This is a genomic window from uncultured Parvibaculum sp., assembly GCF_963975745.1.
Lineage (GTDB): Bacteria > Pseudomonadota > Alphaproteobacteria > Parvibaculales > Parvibaculaceae > Parvibaculum.
The window spans coordinates 17,115-37,244 of sequence record NZ_CAXBIB010000017.1 but is presented as its reverse complement, the minus strand read 5'-3'; the positions used below and the strand labels follow the sequence as shown (position 1 = coordinate 37,244).

17 protein-coding genes are annotated in these 20,130 nt (G+C 64.1%); 12 read left to right on the top strand and 5 right to left on the bottom strand.

All coding sequences use genetic code 11. The annotated features are described in order from the left end of the window. Both AAC071_RS13410 and AAC071_RS13405 read right to left on the bottom strand, forming a co-directional pair. Positions 1-204, bottom strand: coding sequence for a hypothetical protein (locus AAC071_RS13410; protein ID WP_339833279.1), 204 nt, complete (start codon positions 202-204; stop codon positions 1-3). A gap of 69 nt (positions 205-273) precedes the next feature. Then, complete coding sequence (locus AAC071_RS13405; protein ID WP_339833277.1) at positions 274-921, bottom strand: TetR family transcriptional regulator; 648 nt, start codon at positions 919-921, stop codon at positions 274-276. Between the two features lie 131 nt (positions 922-1,052). On the opposite strand from AAC071_RS13405, the gene AAC071_RS13400 reads away from it, so the two are divergent. The 5 genes from AAC071_RS13400 (at position 1,053) to AAC071_RS13380 (ending at position 5,913) form a co-directional block, all read left to right on the top strand. Continuing rightward, a complete protein-coding gene (locus tag AAC071_RS13400; protein WP_339833274.1) occupies positions 1,053-2,297 on the top strand; it encodes an acetyl-CoA C-acetyltransferase in 1,245 nt (414 codons plus the stop codon). Between the two features lie 60 nt (positions 2,298-2,357). Further along, a complete protein-coding gene (locus AAC071_RS13395) occupies positions 2,358-2,774 on the top strand; it encodes a MerR family DNA-binding transcriptional regulator (RefSeq protein WP_339833272.1) in 417 nt (138 codons plus the stop codon). Positions 2,775-2,961: 187 nt separating this feature from the next. Then, the gene (locus AAC071_RS13390; RefSeq protein ID WP_339833269.1) at positions 2,962-4,365 is read left to right on the top strand and encodes an aldehyde dehydrogenase family protein; all 1,404 of its coding nucleotides are present in this window, start codon (positions 2,962-2,964) and stop codon (positions 4,363-4,365) included. Positions 4,366-4,638: 273 nt separating this feature from the next. After that, a complete protein-coding gene (locus AAC071_RS13385) occupies positions 4,639-5,046 on the top strand; it encodes a GFA family protein (protein WP_339833267.1) in 408 nt (135 codons plus the stop codon). Between the two features lie 30 nt (positions 5,047-5,076). Next, the gene (locus AAC071_RS13380; protein ID WP_339833266.1) at positions 5,077-5,913 is read left to right on the top strand and encodes an SDR family NAD(P)-dependent oxidoreductase; all 837 of its coding nucleotides are present in this window, start codon (positions 5,077-5,079) and stop codon (positions 5,911-5,913) included. Between the two features lie 15 nt (positions 5,914-5,928). Here the strand turns inward: AAC071_RS13380 and AAC071_RS13375 are convergent, their stop codons facing one another. Both AAC071_RS13375 and AAC071_RS13370 read right to left on the bottom strand, forming a co-directional pair. Beyond that, positions 5,929-6,282 carry a YbaN family protein gene (locus AAC071_RS13375; RefSeq protein ID WP_339833265.1) on the bottom strand — a complete coding sequence of 118 codons (354 nt, stop codon included), beginning with the start codon at positions 6,280-6,282 and terminating at the stop codon, positions 5,929-5,931. 636 nt (positions 6,283-6,918) lie between these two features. Next, positions 6,919-7,512, bottom strand: a complete 594-nt coding sequence (locus AAC071_RS13370; RefSeq protein WP_339833262.1) for a TetR/AcrR family transcriptional regulator — start codon at positions 7,510-7,512, stop codon at positions 6,919-6,921. 88 nt (positions 7,513-7,600) lie between these two features. Here AAC071_RS13370 and AAC071_RS13365 point away from each other — a divergent pair, with 88 nt between their 5' ends. The 7 genes from AAC071_RS13365 (at position 7,601) to AAC071_RS13335 (ending at position 19,256) form a co-directional block, all read left to right on the top strand. Continuing rightward, a complete protein-coding gene (locus AAC071_RS13365) occupies positions 7,601-8,773 on the top strand; it encodes an isovaleryl-CoA dehydrogenase (protein ID WP_339833259.1) in 1,173 nt (390 codons plus the stop codon). 7 nt (positions 8,774-8,780) lie between these two features. Further along, positions 8,781-10,373 carry a carboxyl transferase domain-containing protein gene (locus AAC071_RS13360; RefSeq protein ID WP_339833256.1) on the top strand — a complete coding sequence of 531 codons (1,593 nt, stop codon included), beginning with the start codon at positions 8,781-8,783 and terminating at the stop codon, positions 10,371-10,373. A gap of 10 nt (positions 10,374-10,383) precedes the next feature. Beyond that, positions 10,384-12,384: an acetyl/propionyl/methylcrotonyl-CoA carboxylase subunit alpha gene (locus AAC071_RS13355; protein ID WP_339833253.1), complete on the top strand. Its 2,001-nt coding sequence runs from the start codon at positions 10,384-10,386 to the stop codon at positions 12,382-12,384. Continuing rightward, the gene (locus AAC071_RS13350) at positions 12,381-14,327 is read left to right on the top strand and encodes an acetoacetate--CoA ligase (protein WP_339833251.1); all 1,947 of its coding nucleotides are present in this window, start codon (positions 12,381-12,383) and stop codon (positions 14,325-14,327) included. Before AAC071_RS13355 ends, AAC071_RS13350 begins: the two co-directional genes overlap by 4 nt. Positions 14,328-14,355: 28 nt before the next feature. Further along, positions 14,356-16,071 (top strand): AMP-binding protein, encoded by a 1,716-nt coding sequence (locus AAC071_RS13345; RefSeq protein WP_339833249.1) that lies wholly within the window; start codon positions 14,356-14,358, stop codon positions 16,069-16,071. 240 nt (positions 16,072-16,311) lie between these two features. Next, positions 16,312-18,219: an alkyl sulfatase dimerization domain-containing protein gene (locus AAC071_RS13340; protein ID WP_339833246.1), complete on the top strand. Its 1,908-nt coding sequence runs from the start codon at positions 16,312-16,314 to the stop codon at positions 18,217-18,219. A 17-nt stretch (positions 18,220-18,236) separates the two neighbouring features. Continuing rightward, positions 18,237-19,256, top strand: coding sequence for an NADP-dependent oxidoreductase (locus tag AAC071_RS13335; protein WP_339833244.1), 1,020 nt, complete (start codon positions 18,237-18,239; stop codon positions 19,254-19,256). 4 nt (positions 19,257-19,260) lie between these two features. Here AAC071_RS13335 and AAC071_RS13330 read toward each other — a convergent pair whose 3' ends face one another. Beyond that, complete coding sequence (locus tag AAC071_RS13330; protein WP_339833241.1) at positions 19,261-20,091, bottom strand: PAS domain S-box protein; 831 nt, start codon at positions 20,089-20,091, stop codon at positions 19,261-19,263. Positions 20,092-20,130 lie beyond the last annotated feature (39 nt).

The following is a 20,130-nucleotide window of genomic DNA, read 5'->3' as shown; positions in this document are numbered from 1 at the left end:
CTATCGCGTCTTGCCGTATTTGGCAGCGATGGCCTTGCGCCGCTCTTCCGGAGAGAGCCCTTTTCGGTCGAACTCACGGAACTCCGCGGCCATCGCCCGGGACATTTTTATGCCCTCGATTTCGCTGATTTTTGCAAAGCCCTGTCGGCCAAGGGTGAAGCCTTTGGCTGGACGTTTGCTGGATTTGGTGGGCGTTCTGCTCATCTAATAATCATAGCACGAACCACTTCCTCACAAAGCCCGACTTGATCGCTGAACTGCCGTCCTCCGGTCCTAAACCTGCTTCGCCAGATAGCCATGCATCAGCGTATCGAGCACCGTCTCGGTGTAGCGCCGCCGCGTGTCGTCATCGAGCCTGTCGATGCCGTGAACATGCTTGAGGATGGCCGGATTGGCGAAGATATGTTCGCAGGCGCCAAGCGCGGCGAGATAGAAGAGCGTCGGGTCGAGCGGGCGGATGGTGCCGTCCTTGGCCCCTTCCTCCATCAGCTCTTTTGCCGTCAGTGTCAGCGGCACGACGAAGAATTCGGCGATCTCGCGCGCCGCATCGCTTGAGGCATCGCGCATCAGCGCGCCGAGCAGCCGGTAGAGATAGGGAAAGCGGAAAAAGGTGCGGATGACGCCGGCGAGATGCCGCCTGAGCTTTTCGGCCGGCGGCAGGTCGAGGCTCATCAGCCGGTCGAGTTCGTCAAGCGCGGTCGCCGCGTCGCGCTTGGCCAGCGCCAGCAGCAGCCCTTCCTTGCCGCCGAAATAATAGCTGACAAGCGCGACGTTCACTTCCGCCCGCGCCGCGATCTCGGAAAGCGGCACGTCGATCGTCTGCCGCTCGCCCATCAGCGCGCCGGCCGCGTCCAGCAGCTGCCCCCGCGCCGAAGGCCGTTCCGGCGCCGCCTTGGCCTTGCCTTTTGCCTGCGGCTCCACCGGTCCTCCTTGCGCTTCCGCTTTTTTCGATTTAAATACTCGTTTAAGAAATTAAATACGCCATTAAGGCAGGCCGCGCAAGCGAGCCCCGCCGCTGAAAAAATGGCAGCCACACAGGAAGGAACGACAAAGTGAGCGAAGCCTGGATCATCGACGCAGTGCGCACCCCCCGCGGCATCGGCAAGGTGGGGAAGGGCGCGCTCGCCCATCTGCATCCGCAGCATCTGGCCCGCACGGTGATGGCCGCGCTGGCGGAACGCAATGATCTGAAGACGGACGAAGTCGACGACGTGATCTGGGGCACCTCCTCCCAGCGCGGCGCGCAGGGCGGCGACATGGGCCGCATGGCGGCGCTCGACGCCGGCTATTCGATCAAGGCCTCGGGCGTCACGCTCGACCGCTTCTGCGGCTCGGGCATCACGACGGTCAATCTCGCTGCCGCACAGATCATGTCGGGCATGGAAGATCTCGTCATCGCCGGCGGCACCGAGATGATGAGCTACACCTCGGCCACTGCCGATCCCAAGACCCCGCCGATGATGGATGCCGGCAATCTGCATTTGCGCAAGCAGCATCCGCAGTCGCAGCAGGGCGTCTGCGCCGACGCGATCGCGACGCTCGAAGGCATCGACCGCCAGGCCGTCGACGAACTGGCGCTGCTCTCCCAGCAGCGCGCCGCAAAGGCGATCGAGGAAGGCCGTTTCTCGAAGTCGCTGGTCACCGTCTATAATGACGACGGTTCGGTGGCGCTCGACAAGGAAGAATTCCCGCGTCCGCAGACGACGCTGGAAGGACTGGCCGGTCTCAAGGCCTCCTTCGAAGTCTGGGCCGGCATCCCGGTCGATGCCGAAGGCACCACCTATGGCGACCTGATCCGCCAGAAATATCCGCAGCTGACGAAATTCAACCACATCCATCACGCCGGCAATTCCTCGGGCGTTGTCGACGGCGCGGCCGCCCTCCTGCTGGCCTCGCCCGCCTATGCGAAGAAGAACGGTCTGAAGCCGCGCGCCCGCATCGTCGCCACCGCCAATATGGGCGACTGCCCGACCCTGATGCTCAACGCGCCGGTGCCGGCCGCCAGGAAGGTGCTGGAGAAGGCCGGTCTCAAGGTCGAGGACATCGACCTCTTCGAGATCAACGAGGCCTTCGCGGTGGTCGCCGAGAAGTTCATCCGCGATCTGAAGCTCGACCGCAACAAGGTCAACGTCAATGGCGGCGCCTGCGCCCTCGGCCATCCGATCGGCGCCACCGGCTCGATCCTGATCGGCACCGTGCTGGACGAACTCGAGCGCCAGGACAAGCGCTACGGCCTCGTCACCATGTGCGCCGCCGGCGGCATGGCGCCCGCCGTCATCATCGAACGCATGCAGTAATCCATATCGGGCGGACGCCGGCAAAGGCGTCCGCCTTTTTCTTTCGAGGGAGGTTCCGTCATGACCTGGACCATCACCGATCTTTCGGCCGAATTCGGCGTCACGCCCCGCGCGCTGCGCTTCTACGAGGAAAAGGGCATGCTGAGCCCCGAGCGCCGCGGACAGGCCCGGCTCTATTCGAAGCGCGACCGCGCCCGCCTGAAGCTGATCCTCAACGGCCGCGACGTCGGCCTGACGCTTTACGAAATCCGCACGATCCTCGATCTCTATGATGGCGACGAGGAAGGCACCGCGCGGCAGTATCGCCATGCGCTGGGCATCTTCCGCCGCCGCATGGAAGCGGTAAGGAAATTGCGCGACGAGGCGGAGGCGCAGCTGGCGAAGCTCGAAACCGCCTGCCGCGATTTCGAAAGCCGTCTCTCGCCGAAGGAGGAAGGCAAGCCGGTTGCCGCGAAGCAGAAAAACCGCGCGGCCTAGTACCGTCGTCATTGCGAGGTGAGGGGTGGCTCGCGGAACGCGAGCGAAAAGGTCCGGTGGACCTTTTCGAACCCCGAACGCCCGTAGCGAAGCGAAGGGCCATAGCGACGAAGCAATGACGGTTATAATAAAATCCCGAGCCGTCCACCGGCCCGCATAACAAAGACAACTCCGGGGAGGAGAAACGATGAGCGCCTTCAAGCTTCTGATCGGCGGCAAGCTGGTCGATGGCGACCAGACGATGGATGTGATCAATCCGGCAACGGAAGAAGTGCTGGCGAAAGCCCCGCGCGCCTCCGAGGCGCAGTTGAATGCGGCCGTCGCCGCCGCGAAAGCCGCATTCCCGGCCTGGGCAAAAACGCCGATTGCCGAGCGCAAGCAGGCGCTCTTGAAGATCGCCGACGCGATCGAGGCGAATGCCGGCGAGCTGGCGCGCCTCCTGACCCAGGAACAGGGCAAGCCGCTCGGCGACGCCACCGGCGAGGTCTATGGCACGGCCGCCTTCTTCCGCTATTTCACGATGCTCGATCTGCCGGTGAAAGTTATCGAGGACAGCGAAGGCAAGAAGGTCGAGGCGCACCGCAAGCCGCTCGGCGTCATCGGCGCCATCGTGCCGTGGAACTTTCCGCTGATCCTGATGGCCTTCAAGCTGCCGCCGGCGCTTCTCGCCGGCAACACGGTGGTGCTGAAGCCGGCGCCGACCACGCCCCTGACCTCGCTGAAGCTCGGCGAACTGATCAAGGACATCCTGCCCGCCGGCGTCCTCAACATCATCACCGACGCCAACGATCTCGGCGCCGCCCTGACTGCGCACCCGGACGTCCGCAAGATCTCCTTCACCGGCTCGACCGCGACCGGCGCCAAGGTCATGGCGGGCGCGGCGGGACTTCTGAAGCGCATCACGCTGGAACTCGGCGGCAACGATGCCGGCATCGTGCTCGACGACGTCGACCCCAAGGAAGCGGCACCCAAACTCTTCCAGAGCGCCTTCCAGAATTCGGGCCAGGTCTGCATCGCGATGAAGCGGCTCTATGTGCATGAATCGATCTACGACGAGATGTGCGCGGAGCTCGCGACGCTGGCCGACAATGCGGTGATCGGCGACGGCCTCGAACAGGGCACCCAGCTCGGCCCGCTGCAGAACAGGATGCAGTTCGACAAGGTCCGCGAGCTGATCGAGGACGCGAAGAAGACCGGCAAGGTGATCGCCGGCGGCGAGACGCCGGCCGGGCGCGGCTATTTCATAAGGCCGACCATCGTCCGCGACATCACCGACGGTTCGCGTCTCGTCGACGAGGAGCAGTTCGGCCCGGTCCTGCCGGTCATCAAATATTCCGACCCGCTGGATGCCGTCGCCCGCGCCAACGCCTCGCCCTACGGCCTTGGCGGCTCGATCTGGTCGTCGGACACAAACCGCGCCTATGAGCTGGCGACGCAGATGTCGTCGGGCTCGGTCTGGATCAACAAGCACGCCGACCTCGCCCCCAACATCCCTTTTGGCGGCGCCGGCATGTCAGGCCTCGGTACCGAACTCGGCGAGGAAGGCCTGCTGGAATTCACCCAGCTCCAGATCATCAACATGGCGAAGTGAGGCGCGGTTTGCGGAACGCAAACGGAAAGGTCCAGTGGACCTTTCCGAGCGCCGAACGCCCGGAGCGATAGCGAAGGGCAGGGTGGCGGACGATTGTCCGCCTCAAGCCACACCCTAACCCGAAATCGTCATGGCCCGATTTATTCGGGCCATCCACGCCTGCCCCGGCGAAGGCCGGGGTCTTTCTTCCTTCTCGCCTGTCCCGCCGCCGCCCGGAACGCAAGGCGAGATCGAAAAAAACCATCCATCGGAAAACGCGGGGACCATTCCATCATGTCGAAACTCGAAGGCCGTTGCCTCTGTGGCCAGTTTTCCTATGCGAGCGATGCCGTGCCGCTCGCAACCCTCATCTGTCACTGCAAGAACTGCCAGCGCCAGGGCGGCGCCGCGTTTTCGCTCAACGTTGTCGTGCCCGCGGAATCTCTTGCCACCAAAGGAGAACTCAAGAGCTACATGGATCGCGGCGACAGCGGCAACACTGTCGAGCGTCAGTTCTGTGCAACTTGCGGCTCGCCGATTTTCTCGCTTCTGTCGACCAACAAGGCGATTGCCATCGTCAAGGCCGGCACGCTCGACGACACATCGGGTTTGAAGCCGGGCGCGGAGGTCTGGTGCGACAGTGCGCAAGCCTGGGTTCCGCCGATGGTCGCCGAGGCGCGCTTCCCGAAGAATCCGGCTTGAACAAGCTCTGAACGCAGGGATGAATGCCGAATGACCGATCATGTAAAAGGCAAGACCATCGTCATCACGGGTGCTGCCGGCGGCTTCGGGCGCCTGGTCAGCCAGAAGGCCGCGGCGCGCGGCGCCAATGTCGTTTGCGGCGACGTCAACGAAGAAGGGCTTGCCGAGACGGTGAAGCTGGTCGCCGATGCCGGCGGCAAGGCGTCGGCCAGAGTGACCGATGTCACCGACCTTGCTGCCATGAAGGCGCTTGTCGCGCATGCCGTGGCGACGCATGGCGCCGTCGATGTGATGATCAACAATGCCGGCATCATGCCGCTCGCCTTCTTCGCCGATCACGCGGCAGCAAGCGCGGCCTGGAGCAAATGTATCGATATCAACATCAAGGGCGTCATGAACGGCATCATCGCCGCCTACGATCCGATGATGGCGCAAGGCCGCGGCCATGTGATCAACATCTCCTCCATCTACGGAAATTTTCCGGTCGTCGGCGCCGCGGTCTATGGCGCCACGAAATCCGCAGTGAACTTCCTGTCCGAATCGCTCCGCGTTGAAGCGGCCGGCAGGATCAAGGTCACGATTATCAAGCCGACAGGCGTGCCCGCCACCGGGCTCGGCGGCGCGATCGTCAATCCCGAGGCCGTTGTCGGCATCCTCGGACAGAACACCGCCGCCTATATCGGTTCGATGACGGCGATCCTCGAAGGCCAGGTGCAGGACGATCGCATCAATCCTGACAGCACCGCCTATGCCGTTCTCGATCCGGCTTACATCGCCGATGCCGTGATCATGGCAATCGACCAGCCCTGGGGTGTTTCGCTCGGCGATATCACCATCCGCGCCGCCGGCGACGCCTATATTCTCTGAGCGCCCCTCAACCGCTCACGCCTCGGGCCGCGACCAGATCCAGCTGCCGCCGACAAGCGCCGCGACGAGCGGCGCCAGCGACCAGGGCAGCGGCGCGACGATCAGCGCGAAGACCGAACTGACGGCAAAGGCGGCCGTCGCCGCCAGCTTGCCCTTGCGCGAAATCGCGCCGCGCTCCCGCCAGGCGCGGATATGGCCGCCGAAAACCGGATGCTCGACAAGCCATTGTTCCAGCGCCGGATTGCTGCGGGCAAAGCAGAAGGCGGCCAGAATGATGAAGGGCACCGTCGGCAGCAGCGGCAGCAGCACGCCGATGCCGCCAAGCGCCAGCGCCAGAAAGCCGCCAAGAAGATAGAACGTTCGGGTCAATCGGAACTCCGTGAGGCGCGGCGCCCGGTCCGGGAAGTCAGGGCGCCGCCGAAAGAACATGAAGCGCGGCCGGCGGTCCGCGAAGCATCATCTTCCGCGAAATCGCCCCGCAACGCCAGTCCGCGCCTGGCGGGCCCGGAACGGACCGGATCGTCCGGGGCGAGAGCGGGGCGGGGGTTGCGTTCGATCTGGTGACAGGAAAGTTTGTATACGAATGAATGTGCCCCGGCGTTGTTGCGCCTCGCAATGACGATTCCGCGACTCCGAGTGCAGGAAAGGCGGTCATCATTTCGTATGAAGGACGCCTTGTCCGGCAATATGTCCTTCAGACCGGAGATAATCCCAACTTCTCCCCATCCACCGAAATGCTTGCCCCGGGGATAAGTTCTTTTGCACCGCGCCGGCTGTCGGCGGGTCCGACTTGTCCCCGCCGCCACCATCCCGATTCGCGTGCCGCGCGAAAAGCGCATCCCCCGAAACCGGGGATAACTTTCTTGCTCATCCGTACACGAATGAAACTTGTCCCCGTTTATGACAGTTTTGTGACAGTTGCGTGACAGAAGGGGGGTGCGCCGTGTTTTCGCTGTCGACGGCGCTGTCGCGCGCGTGCCCCTGCGCCCCGGGGATAAACCGGACTTATCCCCGCCTGACGCCGTCCAGCACCAGCCTTGTGTGAATGTCGATCAGCTCCTGCTGGCCGATGCGGCCCTTCGGCTCGTACCAGGTGCAGATGCCGGTCAGCATGGCGAGAATCGCATAAGCTGTCACCCGCACATCGCCGATCGCGAAAAGCCCTTGCGCCGCGCCCGCTTCGAGGATCGCGCAGAGCCGGTTCTCATAGGCCTGCCGCAGCGCCACGATCGTCGCGCGGTTCTCGGGCTCGAGGCTGCGGATTTCCGACGAGCCGATAAAGACTTCGCGTTTCCTTTCAATATGATAGCTGAGATGGAAGGCGGTGAAGGCTTCGAGCCGCGCCTGCGGCCCGTCCAGCCCCTCAAGCGCCGCATCGACGCGTTCCAAGAGCGCCGTCATGTGGTCGTGAATGAGGACGAACAGCAGTTCCTGCTTGGTCTTGATATGGTTGTAGAGCGAGCCCGGCTGCAGGCCGACCTCGGTTGCGAGCCCCCTCAGGCTCATCGCCTCATAGCCATGCCGGTAGATGAGGTCGAGCCCGGCCTCGCGGATCGCGGCCAGCGTTTTCGGGCCGGAGGAGCCGGCGGTCCTGCTCATTTTCGGCCCTTTCCGGCCATTCTTGCCTCTTGCTCGCCGCTGGAAACAAACGTATGATCGTTTTTATATCGCGATAAGGAAAAAGTCCATGGGCCATAACGACTACCCTTCGCTCGATTTCGACCTCGGCGAAACGGCGGACATGATCCGCGCTTCGGTGCGCGCCTTCGCACAAACGCGCATCGCGCCGCGCGCCGCCGAAATCGACGCAACCAACGTGTTTCCGCGCGATTTATGGCCGGAAATGGGGGAACTGGGCCTTCTGGGCATCACGGTGGAAGAGGAATTCGGCGGTGCCGGCCTCGGCTATCTCGAGCATGTCGTGGCGATGGAAGAGATCAGCCGCGCTTCGGCCAGCGTCGGCCTTTCCTATGGCGCCCATTCCAATCTCTGCGTCAACCAGCTCCGCCGCTGCGGCACGGATGCACAGAAAAACAGGTATCTGCCGAAGCTTATCAGTGGCGAGCATGTCGGCGCGCTGGCGATGTCCGAACCCGGCGCCGGTTCCGATGTCGTCTCGATGCGCCTGAAAGCCGAAAGGAAGGGCGACCGTTTCGTGCTGAACGGCACCAAGATGTGGATCACCAACGGGCCCGATGCGGAAGTCCTTGTGGTCTATGCGAAAACCGATCCGGCCGCGGGCCCGAAAGGCATCACCCCCTTCATCATCGAGAAGGGCTTCAAGGGATTCAGCGCCGCGCAGAAGCTCGACAAGCTCGGCATGCGCGGCTCCAACACCGCCGAACTGGTCTTCGAGGATTGCGAGGTTCCGGCCGAAAACGTGCTGGGCAAGCTCAACGAGGGCGTGCGCGTCTTGATGTCGGGCCTCGACTATGAGCGCGCGGTGCTGGCCGCCGGGCCCTTGGGCATCATGCAGGCCTGCATGGATGCGGTGATCCCTTACGTGCATGAACGCAAGCAGTTCGGCGAACCCATCGGCACCTTTCAGCTGATGCAGGGCAAGCTCGCCGACATGTATGCGACGATGAATGCCTGCCGCGCCTATGTTTATGCGGTGGCCAAAGCCTGCGACCGCGGCCAGACCGCGCGAAAAGATGCAGCCGGGGCAATACTTTACGCGGCCGAAAAGGCGACCTGGATGGCGCTCGAGGCGATCCAGGCCCTGGGCGGCAACGGCTATATCAACGACTACCCGACGGGCCGCCTCCTGCGCGACGCCAAGCTCTACGAGATCGGCGCCGGCACGTCGGAGATCCGCCGCATGCTGATCGGCCGCGAACTTTTCAACGAAACCGCGTGAGCGTCCCATGTCCGTTCTGAAGTCGAACGTCAATGCGCGCGACCCGCGCTTCAAGGCCAACGCAGAGGCGATGGCAAGCCTCGTGGCGGCCCTCGCCGCCGAGCGCGCCAGGGCAGCCGAAGGCGGCGACCAGCGCTCCCGCGAGCGCCATACGGCCCGTGGCAAGCTCCTGCCGCGCGACCGCGTCCACGGGCTGATCGATCCGGGCACGCCCTTCCTCGAACTCTCGCCCATGGCCGCCCATGGCATGTATGGCGAGCCGATCAACGCGGCCGGCATCATCACCGGCATCGGCCGCATTTCGGGGCAGGAATGCATCATCGTCTGCAACGACGCGACGATCAAGGGCGGCACCTATTACCCGGTCACGGTCAAGAAACACCTGCGCGCCCAGGAGGTTGCGCTCGAAAACAATCTGCCCTGCTTCTATCTGGTGGATTCCGGCGGCGCCAACCTGCCGAACCAGGCCGATATCTTCCCCGATCGCGAGCATTTCGGCCGCATTTTCTACAATCAGGCCCGCATGTCGGCCAAGGGCATCCCGCAGGTCGCGGTCGTCATGGGTTCCTGCACGGCGGGCGGCGCTTACGTCCCGGCCATGTCCGACGAAACCGTGATCGTCCGCAAGCAGGGCACGATCTTTCTGGGCGGCCCGCCGCTGGTGAAGGCGGCAACCGGTGAAATCGTGACGGCCGAAGATCTCGGCGGCGCCGATGTCCATTCGCGCAAATCCGGCGTTACCGACCACTACGCGATGGACGATGCCCATGCGCTGGCCATCGCGCGGCGCATCGCGGCGACGCTCAACCGCCGGAAAACAATCGACATTCCGCTGCGCGATCCCGTTGCGCCGCTTTATGACGCCGCCGAACTCGACGGCATCGTGCCCGCCTCGCTCTCGGTGCAATACGACGTCCGCGAAGTGATCGCGCGCCTTGTCGACGGTTCGGAATTCGACGAATTCAAGAAACTCTACGGCACCACGCTGGTCACGGGCTTTGCGCATATTCACGGCATGCCGGTGGGGATCGTCGCCAATAACGGCATCCTCTTTTCGGAGTCGGCGCTGAAGGGCGCGCATTTCATCGAGCTCTGCTGCCAGCGGAAAATTCCCCTGCTTTTCCTGCAGAATATCGCGGGCTTCATGGTCGGCCGTGAATACGAGACCGGCGGCATCGCCAAGGACGGCGCCAAGCTCGTCACGGCGGTGGCCTCCGCCAATGTGCCCAAGGTCACGCTGATCGTCGGCGGCTCCTATGGCGCCGGCAATTACGGCATGTGCGGCCGCGCCTATTCGCCCCGCTTCCTTTTCACCTGGCCCAATGCGCGCATTTCGGTGATGGGCGGCGAACAGGCGGCAAGCGTACTGGCGACCGTCCACCGCGATGCCGAGAAATGGACGCCCGAAGAGGCCGACGCCTTCAAGGCGCCGATCCGCGCCAAATATGACGAGGAAGGCCATCCCTATTTCGCCACCGCCCGCCTCTGGGACGACGGCATCGTCGCACCCTCCGAAACCCGCCGTGTTCTGGCGCTGGCCTTTTCGGCAGCGCTCAACGCACCGATACCGGAGACGCAGTTCGGCGTCTTCCGGATGTGAGGGAAAAGAAATGTTCAAATCCCTCCTGATCGCCAATCGCGGCGAAATCGCCGTCCGCGTCATCCGCACCGCGCGCCGCATGGGGCTGAAGACCATCGCGGTCTATTCCGATGCCGACGCCAACGCTTTTCATGTCGCCGAAGCCGACGAGGCCTGGCGCATCGGCCCGGCGCCCGCCGCCGACAGCTATCTGCGCATGGACGCGATCCTCGACGCCGCCCAGCGTTCGGGCGCCGGCGCCATCCATCCGGGCTACGGCTTCCTCTCGGAAAACGCTGCCTTTGCCGAGGCTTGCGAGAAGGCGGGCATCGTCTTCGTCGGCCCGCCGCCAAGGGCGATCCGCGCCATGGGGCTGAAGGACGCCGCCAAGGCCTTGATGGAAAAGGCGAAAGTGCCGGTGGTCCCCGGCTATCACGGCGACAATCAGGACGCAGGCTTTCTCGCCCAGCAGGCCGAAAAGATCGGCTATCCCGTGCTGATCAAGGCGGTCGCCGGTGGCGGCGGCAAGGGCATGCGCCGCGTCGACGATCCGGCGCAGTTCGGCAAGGAACTCGCAAGCGCCATGCGCGAGGCGGGCGCCGCCTTCGGCGACGAGCGCGTGCTGGTCGAGAAATATGTGGCGCGCCCGCGTCATATCGAAATCCAGGTCTTTGCCGACAGTCATGGCAATGCCGTCTCGCTGCATGAGCGCGACTGCTCGCTGCAGCGCCGCCACCAGAAAGTGATCGAGGAGGCCCCCGCGCCCGGCATGCCGCCCGAAATGCGGAAGGCCATGGGCGATGCGGCGGTCGCGGCGGCAAAAGCCATCGGTTATCGCGGCGCCGGCACGGTCGAATTCATTGCCGATGCCTCCCACGGGCTGAAACCCGACGGTTTCTGGTTCATGGAAATGAACACGCGCCTCCAGGTCGAGCATCCGGTCACCGAAGCGATCACCGGCCTCGATCTCGTCGAATGGCAGTTGCGTGTCGCCGCCGGCGAGCATCTGCCGCTGGCGCAGAAGGACATTCCGCTTGTCGGTCATGCGGTTGAGGTGCGGCTTTATGCCGAAGACCCGGCGAAGAAATTCTTTCCCTCGACCGGCCGTCTGGCCCGCCTGCGCGCGCCCGAAAACATGCCCCATGTCCGCATGGACATGGGCGTGCGCGAAGGCGACGAAGTGACGATGTTCTACGATCCGATGATCGGCAAGATCATCGCCCATGGCGAAACGCGCCGCATCGCGCTGCGCACCCTGCGCGGCTTTCTCGCGCGCATGGAAGTGGCGGGCCCGAAAACCAATCTCGGTTTTTTGATCGAAACGCTGGGCCATGACGCCTTTATCGAAGGCGACATCGACACCGGCTTCATCGACCGTCATCTCGAGGCGCTGGTACCGCCGGCCGAACCCTCGCCGCGCATTCTGGCGCTCGCCGCCGCCGCGCATCTGAAGGCGCGCGCGCGTGCGGCCGGGGCCGATCCCTCGCCCTGGTCGGCGACCGATCAATGGGTGCTGGGCGGCCGTCGCGCCGAAACCGTCGACTTCATCGTCGGCGGCGTGCCGCATCTGATGAAAATCGAGCCCGATGCCGCCGATCCCACCCTTATCCGCATCGATGACGGTGCATCCGTGGTGACGAACGCCAGCATGACAGCGGACGGCACCTTGTCCGCGACCGTCGACGGCGCAAGGCTTGCCGCCGCCTTCGTGCCGTCATCCGGCGGTTTCACGCTGATCCATGAAGGCATCGCGACCGAATTCACCGTCGTCAATCCGCTCGATGTCGATGTCGCCTCCGACGCCGACACCGGCGCGCTGAAGTCGCCGATGCCGGGCAAGATCGTGCAAGTGCTGACGGAAGCCGGCGCAACCGTCAAGAGAGGCGCGGCGCTGGTGGTCATGGAAGCGATGAAGATGGAGCAGACGCTGCTCGCCGCCGCCGACGGCAAGGTCGCGGCCGTCAATGTAAGCGTCGGCGATCAGGTCGAAGCCGGCGCCGTGCTGGTCGCCTTCGAGGAAGCGGAAAAATGAGCGCACCGCTCTGGTCGCCCACGCCCGAGCGTGTCGCCGCCTCGGCCATGGCGGCATTCATGGCGCGCGTCAATGCAAACCATGGGCTGACGCTCGACGGCTACGACATGCTGCATCGCTGGTCGGTTACGCATCCCGAGCTTTTCTGGAACGAAATCTGGGACGACAGCGCCGTCATCGGCGACAAGGGCAGCGTCACGCTGCTCGATGCCGACCGTATGCCCGGCGCGCGCTTCTTCCCCGAAGCGCGGCTGAACTTCGCCGAAAACCTGCTGCGCGGCGCGGGCGACGGTCCCGCACTCCTTTTCAACAACGAAGGACGCATGGCCGCACCACCCATCAGCCATGCGCAACTGCGTGCCGACGTCGCGCGTCTCGCCGCAGCGCTGAAATCATGGGGCGTTGCGCCGGGTGACCGTGTCGCCGCCTTCATGCCGAATTGCCCCGAAACCATTGTCGCCATGCTGGCCGCCGCCAGCATCGGCGCGGTCTTTTCGTCCTGCTCGCCCGATTTCGGCGTCAGGGGCGTGCTCGTCCGCTTCGGTCAGATCACGCCGAAAGTGCTGATTGCCTGCGATGGCTACCGCTATGCCGGAAAGGTGTTGCCCGCGCATGACAAGCTCGCCGAAATCATCGCCGGCCTGCCGACGCTCGAGCATGTCGTTACCGTGCCTTTCATTGGCGAGGGCAGAAAGAATCTCGCAAAATCAAGCGACTGGCCGGACGTGCTGGCATCTGCTCCCGGCACGCCGCTCGGTTTCGCGCGCCTGCCGTTTTCGCATCCGCTCTACATCATGTATTCGAGCGGCACCACCGGCGTACCGAAATGCATTGTCCATTCGGCGGGCGGCACATTGCTGCAGCATCTGAAGGAACACCGCCTTCATTGCGATCTGCGGCCCGGCGAGCGTCTTTTCTACTTCACCACCTGCGGCTGGATGATGTGGAACTGGCTGGTCTCGGGGCTCGCCGCCGGCGCGACGCTGGCGCTTTATGACGGCTCGCCCTTTGCACCGGGCCCGCACGTCCTTTTCGACTATATCGACGAAGCGAAAATCAATGTCTTCGGCACCTCGGCAAAATTCATCGACGCGATCAAGAAGGAAGGCCTGAAGCCCCGCGAGACGCATGATCTTGCCTCCATGCGCATGATCCTTTCGACCGGTTCGCCGCTGGTCGCCGAAAGCTTCGATTATGTCTATGCGGATGTAAAACAGGACGTCGCTCTCTGCTCGATCTCGGGCGGCACCGACATCGTCTCCTGTTTCGTTCTTGGCAGCCCGATGCTGCCCGTCCATCGCGGCGAGATACAGGCCAGGGGTCTCGGCATGGCGGTCGAGGTATGGAACGACGAGGGGCGGCCGGTTACGGGCGAGAAGGGCGAACTGGTCTGCGTCAAACCTTTCCCCTCGATGCCGGTCGGCTTCTGGAACGATGAGGACGGGGCCAGATACCGCGCGGCCTATTTCGAGCGTTTTCCCGGCGTCTGGTGCCATGGCGACTTCGCGGAGATCACCGAAAACGGTGGCATCGTCATTCACGGCCGTTCCGATGCGACGCTCAATCCGGGCGGCGTGCGCATCGGCACGGCGGAAATCTACGCCCAGGTCGAGCAACTGCCGGAAGTGCAGGAGGCACTGGCCATCGGCCAGGATTTCGCCGGCGATGTCCGCGTCGTGCTCTTCGTGGTGATGAAACCCGGCCAGGCGCTTGACGAGCCGATGCGCGCCCGCATTCGTGGCCGTATCCGCGAAGGCGCAAGCCCGCGCCACGTCCCGGCGAAAATCGTCGCGGTCGCCGACATTCCGCGCACCAAATCCGGCAAGATCACCGAGCTTGCCGTGCGCGACATCGTGCATGGCCGCCCGGTGAAGAACCGCGAGGCACTGGCGAACCCCGAAGCGCTGGAGCTTTACAAGGACATCGCAGACCTGAAAAGCTGACGAAAGTACAAGGGTCGGGAGGATCGCCATGGCAAAGAGCGAAGCGGGCAGGCCGGTAACGCCGGACGTGTCGCATGTGCGGGGGCCCGACACGCCGCCCCTGCGCGATGAAACCATCGGTCAGGCGCTCAGCGCCGCCGCCGCCAGATGGCCGGAGCGCGAGGCGCTGGTCTCTGTCCATCAGAACATCCGCTGGACTTACAAGGAACTCAACGACAAGGCCGAGGCGCTCGCCGCCGGCCTGCTGGCGCTCGGGCTCGCGCGCGGCGACCGCGTCGGCATCTGGGCACCCAATTGCGCCGAATGGACGCTGACGCAATTCGCCACCGCCAAGGCGGGCATCATTCTGGTCAACATCAACCCGGCCTACCGCCTCTCCGAACTCGAATACACGCTCAACAAGGTCGGCGTGAAAGCCTTGATCGCGCCCGAGCGTTTCAAGACCTCCGAATATGTCGAGATGGTCGAAACGCTGGCGCCGGAAATTGCCAAATCGACCGGCGAACTCGCATCCGCAAAGCTGCCGCATCTGAAACACGTGATCCAGATCGGCGGCACCCCGCGCACCGGCTGGCGCGCTTTCGACGATATTTCGGGCCTGGCGGGCGAAGCCGAACGCAAGGCCGTCGCGGCGCTGGCCGACGAGCTCGACTGCCGCGACGCCATCAACATCCAGTTCACCAGCGGCACCACAGGCCTGCCGAAAGGCGCGACGCTCTCCCACCACAACATTCTCAACAATGGCTTCATGGTCGGGCGCTCGATCGGCCTGAAGGAAGGCGACCGCCTCTGCATCCCCGTGCCGCTCTATCACTGCTTCGGCATGGTGATGGGCAATCTCGGCTGCCTGACGCATGGCGCGACCATGGTCTACCCGGCCGACGCCTTCGATCCGCTGGCGGTGCTGCAGGCGGTCGAGAAGGAGCGCTGTACCGGTCTCTATGGCGTGCCGACCATGTTCATCGCCGAGCTCGGCCATCCCGATTTCGCGAAATTCGATCTCTCCTCATTGCGCACCGGCTGCATGGCCGGCTCGCCCTGTCCGGTCGAGGTGATGAAACAGGTGATCTCCCGCATGCATATGCGCGACGTGACGATCGCCTATGGCATGACCGAGACGAGCCCCGTGAGTTTTCAGACCGGCGAAGGCGATCCGCTCGAACGCCGCGTCTCGACCATCGGCCGGGTGCAGCCGCATCTCGAATGCAGGATCGTCGATCTCGACGGCAAGACCGTGCCCTGCGGCGAGCCCGGCGAGCTCTGCACCCGCGGCTATTCGGTGATGATCGGCTATTGGGACGACAAGGAAAAAACGGCCGAAGCCGTCGACGCCGAAGGCTGGATGCATACCGGCGATCTCGCCACCATCGATGCCGAAGGCTACGGCAACATTGTCGGCCGGTTGAAGGACATGGTGATCCGCGGCGGCGAAAACGTTTACCCCCGCGAGATCGAGGAATATCTCTATCGCCACCCGAAGATCGAGGATGTTGCCGTGGTCGGCGTCCCCGACCCGAAATATGGCGAGGAAATCTGCGCCTGGGTGAAGCTCAAGCCCGGCGAAAGCGCCACCGAAGAAGAGATCAAGGCCTTCTGCAAGGGCCAGATCGCGCATTACAAGGTGCCGCGCTATGTCCGCTTCGTGCCCGAATTTCCGATGACGGTCACCGGCAAGGTGCAGAAGTTCCAGATCCGCGACGCGATGATCGCGGAACTGAAGCTCGATGTCGCGAAAACGGCATGAACGTGAACAAGGAGCATGCCTTGCCCCCCGCCCGGCCTGTTCGTCCGCATCCGGAGAGTCGGACCTTGCCGCCGACACGATGTTTCTCGTTTCGCATTTCTCGATGCGCCGCGAAATCGGCGCCTGATCCGTCGCCGCCGGACGCCTGTGCCCCGGCCTTTGCCGCCGCCCGCCAAAGCTGTAGTCTCTCCCCAACATGATGTGCCGCCGGTCAACGGCAGGCAGGACAGGGACGGGACGATGGAAACTCCGAAAGACGCAACCGCGGCAACGCGCCGTGCTCACGAAGCATTGCGCGCGACCTTGCCGCCGGACACACCCGACGATTTCGCACTCGCCCGCAAGGGTTTCATCGGCACGATTCCCGATGCGAAGGTCTTGAATGCATCGGGTCACGCCGTCTGGGACATGAGCACCTTCGATTTCATCGACACCGAACATGATGGCTGCGCCGGCTGTCCCGACACCGTCAATCCGAGCCTCTGGCGTCAGGCGAAGCTCAACGCGATCCACGGTTTGTTCGAGGTGACATCGGGCATCTATCAGGTCCGCAACTTCGATCTGTCGAATATCACCTTCATCGAGGGCGATACCGGCTATATCGTCATCGACCCCCTGATCTCGGCCGAGCCGGCGGCCGCCGCGCTGGCGCTGATGCGCAAGCATCGCGGCGACAAGCCGGTCACGGCCGTCATCTACACCCACAGCCATGTCGATCATTATGGTGGTATCTATGGCGTGCTGAGCGACGCTGACATCGCGCGCGGCCTCCAGATCATCGCGCCCGAGGGCTTCCTTGAGGAAGCCGTCAGCGAAAACGTGCTGGCCGGCAACGCGATGGGCCGCCGCGCCACCTATATGTATGGCGCGCTGCTGCCGCGCGGACCGAAGGGCCATGTCGATGCCGGTCTCGGCAAGACGGTCTCGATGGGCTCGGTCAGTCTGGTGCCGCCAACCGTCAGCATCGCCGAATCCGGCACGATGCTGGTGGTCGACGGCATCGAGATCGTCTTCCAGGTGACGCCCGGCACCGAGGCGCCGGCCGAGATGAATTTCTATTTCCCGCAATTCAAGGCGCTCTGCATGGCCGAGAACTGCTCCTGCCATCTTCACAATCTCTACACGCCGCGCGGCGCCCAGGTGCGCGACGCGAAGGCCTGGAGCCACTATATCGATGAAGCGATCGACCTTTTCGGGCCGCATACGGCTGTGATGTTCGCCAGCCATCACTGGCCGCGCTGGGGCGGCGAGGCGACGGTCGCCTTCCTGAAGAAGCAGCGCGACCTCTACAAATATGTCCACGACCAGACGCTGCGCATGGCCAATCACGGGGCAACGCCGCTCGAGATCGCCGAAGAACTGACGCTGCCGCCGACATTGACAAGCGAATGGTACACACGCGGCTATTACGGCACGCTCAATCACAACGCCAAGGCCGTCTATCAGCGCTATCTTGGCTGGTTCGACGGCAATCCCGCCAATCTGCACAAGCTGCCGCCGGTCGAGGCGGGCAGGCGCTATGTCGATCTGGCGGGTGGTGCCGATGCGCTGCTCACCAAGGCGCGTGCCGCGTTCGACAAGGGCGACTATCGCTGGGTCGCCGAAATCGCCAATCATCTGGTCTTTGCCGATCCGGCCAATGCCGCGGCGCGCCATCTCCAGGCCGATGCGCTGGAACAGATGGGCTACCAGGCCGAGTCGGGCCCGTGGCGCGCCTTCTATCTGACGGCGGCGATGGAACTTCGCAATCCGCGCCCGCCCTCCGACGTGCCACGTCAGGGTGCGGCCGGGCAGATGCGCACGCTGCCGGCCGAGCAGCTGCTGGATTCGCTCTCGGTGCGCCTCAATGGCGGCAAGGCCGGTGCGCGCCAACTGGCCTTCAACCTGACCTTCACCGACAGCGGCGAAAGCTTCGCCTTGGTGCTGGAAAATGCGGTGCTGCACCACTACAAGGACAGGCACTTGCCGAATGCGGTCGCAGTTGTGCTGACGCGCACGGCGCTGGCCGATCTGGTGATCGGCGAGACGACGCTCGAGGCGGCAGCCGCAGCGGGAAAGGTCGCGATTGAAGGCGATGCGAAACCATTCGGCGATTTTCTGTCGCTGCTCGATCGTTTCGACTTCTGGTTTGAAATCGTGATGCCGTGAGGCGCACGGGAGGGAAAATGAAAAACGACGTCAACCGCCAGTTCCGCCTCAAGTCGCGCCCGACGGGCCGCATCGAGACCTCGAATTTCGATCTCGCGAAGGAGCCGATCCCCGAGCCGGGCCCCGGCCAGGCGCTGGTGCGTGTCCTCTATCTCAGTCTCGATCCGACCAACCGCATCTGGATGAGCGACATGGATCAGTATATGCCGCCGGTCGAGATCGGCGCGGTGATGCGCGGCGGCGGTATCGGAATCGTCGTGAAGTCGAACTCGGCCCGCTACAAGGAAGGCGATCATGTCAGCGGCCTGACCGGCTGGCAGGACTACTGCATTGCCGATGAAGGCGCCAACGCGATGAGCGTGCTGCCGAAGGGCCTGCCGGTCGGCCTGCCGACCATGCTGGGCGCCTGCGGCATGACCGGTCTGACCGCCTATTTCGGCCTGCTGGAACTGGGCGAGCCGCAGCCCGGCAACACGGTGGTCGTCTCGGCGGCGGCGGGCGCCGTCGGTTCGGTCGTCGGTCAGATCGCGAAGATCAAGGGCTGCCGCGCCATCGGCATTGCCGGCGGTCCCGACAAGTGCCGCCACATCGTCGAGGATCTGGGCTTCGATGCTGCCGTCGACTACAAGCGCGCCGACTGGCGCGACCAGCTGGCGGCGGCGACGCCGGACGGCATCGATGTCAATTTCGAGAATGTCGGCGGCGAAATCATGGAAGCCGTCATGGCGCGCATGAACCTTTTCAGCCGCATGCCGCTCTGCGGCATGATCTCGGGCTACAACACCGGCGAGCCGATGCGTGCCGATTTTTCGCCGATCCTGATGCGCCGCATCACGGTTCGCGGCTTCATCGTCATCGACTTCATGGCGAAGTTCGCCGAAGGTACGATGCAACTGGCGCAATGGGTGGCGGAAGGAAAGCTCAAGCACCGCGAGACCATTGTCGACGGTCTCGAACAGGCGCCGACCGCTGTCAACAAGCTCTTCGACGGCGGCAATATCGGCAAGCTGGTGGTCAAGGTCGCCGACGCACCCTGACGCCTCACTGCGGTGCGCCGGTCGGCTCGCCTCGCGCGACGCGGGTCGTCTTGCCGGCATTGCTGCGCAGATGCGCCGTATAGGTGATCTTGCCGCCGGTCTCGACCTTGGTGATTGTCGCGTCGACCGGAAATTCCGTGCCGTCCTTGCGGCGGCCGGTCACCGGCCCGCGGTCGCTCATCCAGCGCGAGGCCTCCTTCGACGTTCCGAAGGCCTTGACCTGGCCGGCATGCGGCCGCCGGAAGCGTTCGGGCAGCAGCATGTCGAGCTTCTGTCCCAGCACCTCTTCGGCGCGGTAGCCGAACATCTTCTCGGCCTTGAGGTTGAAGAATGTGATCTGCTGATCGGCATCGACCGAGATGATGCCGTCCTCGGCCACCATCAGGATGCGCGAGAACAGCAGGTTGCGTTCCTTGTAGGCGACCTGTTCCTGCCGCCTGACGCTGTTGTCGCGAAAGGTGATCAGGAAGCGCGGCGCGCCGCCGATCCGCGCTTCGACCACGCGCACATCGACCGGCATTTCATGGCCATCCTTGCGCCGGCCGATCAGGTCGAGAAAGCGCGACTGTTCGTGCTCGGGCTCGGCCGCCCAGCGCGCCAGCCATTTGACCGGGTCGGCGCGCCGTCCCGGCTGCTGCGGCACCAGCACGGTGATGCTCCGGCCGACGACTTCCGCGGCCGTGTAGCCGAGCAGCCGTTCGGAAGCCGGATTGAAATAGGTGATTTCGCCGTCCGGCGTCGAAACGATGATCGCCTCGGGAATGCCCTCGACCAGCGCCCGGTGAAAATCCGGCAACTCGTCGTCGCGCGCACCGCTCTGGGGTGTCTGGCTCATGTCGTTCTCTCTCCCTCGTATGCTGCGCGTCGTCGGCCC

What these genes read in the sequence shown, in the direction of transcription:
- AAC071_RS13350 (WP_339833251.1), top strand. Translation starts at nt 12,381, where the DNA reads ATGAGCGCACCGCTCTGGTCGCCCACGCCCGAGCGTGTCGCCGCCTCG.
- AAC071_RS13365 (WP_339833259.1), top strand. Translation starts at nt 7,601, where the DNA reads ATGGGCCATAACGACTACCCTTCGCTCGATTTCGACCTCGGCGAAACG.
- AAC071_RS13380 (WP_339833266.1), top strand. Translation starts at nt 5,077, where the DNA reads ATGACCGATCATGTAAAAGGCAAGACCATCGTCATCACGGGTGCTGCC.
- AAC071_RS13395 (WP_339833272.1), top strand. Translation starts at nt 2,358, where the DNA reads ATGACCTGGACCATCACCGATCTTTCGGCCGAATTCGGCGTCACGCCC.
- AAC071_RS13390 (WP_339833269.1), top strand. Translation starts at nt 2,962, where the DNA reads ATGAGCGCCTTCAAGCTTCTGATCGGCGGCAAGCTGGTCGATGGCGAC.
- AAC071_RS13385 (WP_339833267.1), top strand. Translation starts at nt 4,639, where the DNA reads ATGTCGAAACTCGAAGGCCGTTGCCTCTGTGGCCAGTTTTCCTATGCG.
- AAC071_RS13410 (WP_339833279.1), bottom strand. Translation starts at nt 204, where the DNA reads ATGAGCAGAACGCCCACCAAATCCAGCAAACGTCCAGCCAAAGGCTTC.
- AAC071_RS13370 (WP_339833262.1), bottom strand. Translation starts at nt 7,512, where the DNA reads ATGAGCAGGACCGCCGGCTCCTCCGGCCCGAAAACGCTGGCCGCGATC.
- AAC071_RS13345 (WP_339833249.1), top strand. Translation starts at nt 14,356, where the DNA reads ATGGCAAAGAGCGAAGCGGGCAGGCCGGTAACGCCGGACGTGTCGCAT.
- AAC071_RS13340 (WP_339833246.1), top strand. Translation starts at nt 16,312, where the DNA reads ATGGAAACTCCGAAAGACGCAACCGCGGCAACGCGCCGTGCTCACGAA.
- AAC071_RS13360 (WP_339833256.1), top strand. Translation starts at nt 8,781, where the DNA reads ATGTCCGTTCTGAAGTCGAACGTCAATGCGCGCGACCCGCGCTTCAAG.
- AAC071_RS13355 (WP_339833253.1), top strand. Translation starts at nt 10,384, where the DNA reads ATGTTCAAATCCCTCCTGATCGCCAATCGCGGCGAAATCGCCGTCCGC.
- AAC071_RS13330 (WP_339833241.1), bottom strand. Translation starts at nt 20,091, where the DNA reads ATGAGCCAGACACCCCAGAGCGGTGCGCGCGACGACGAGTTGCCGGAT.
- AAC071_RS13335 (WP_339833244.1), top strand. Translation starts at nt 18,237, where the DNA reads ATGAAAAACGACGTCAACCGCCAGTTCCGCCTCAAGTCGCGCCCGACG.